The sequence below is a fragment of the Fructilactobacillus sp. X2R1C1 genome, assembly GCF_059901435.1.
This window is the reverse complement of the sequence record NZ_JBWXUV010000053.1, coordinates 1-337: the sequence shown is the minus strand read 5'-3', so window position 1 is coordinate 337 and position 337 is coordinate 1. Positions and strand designations below refer to the sequence as shown.

The 337-nt window shown below is 32.0% G+C and carries 1 protein-coding gene; it reads right to left on the bottom strand.

Going from position 1 to position 337, the window contains the following annotated elements; genetic code table 11:
- Positions 1-337: hypothetical protein (locus AC6UDG_RS07470; protein WP_500706957.1), on the bottom strand; the 337-nt coding region annotated here is incomplete at both ends.

The following is a 337-nucleotide window of genomic DNA, read 5'->3' as shown; positions in this document are numbered from 1 at the left end:
CCAGATAGTTTACCACCATAATTCCAATAACTAATTTTATTAGTAGTCGTATTTTGGAAATAAGGTGTTTCTTTCTCTAATATTTGTTTAGCAATTGGCTCTGTCAAAGTGCTTGTTTGCTTAACATCATTTTCAGCCTGATTATTGTTACTATTTGCTGGAGTTGCTCCTGTTTCTGCTTGAGAAGAATTAGGAGTTATTTGTGCTGAATTATGTTGATTGGAAGTTCGATTTGAAATTATTGATGAAGGATTCCGTCTAAACTCATTTTGTATTCTATTTATTAAAGCACCAGCATAATGGTTAAACAGAAAGAACCCAATCAATACAATCACAA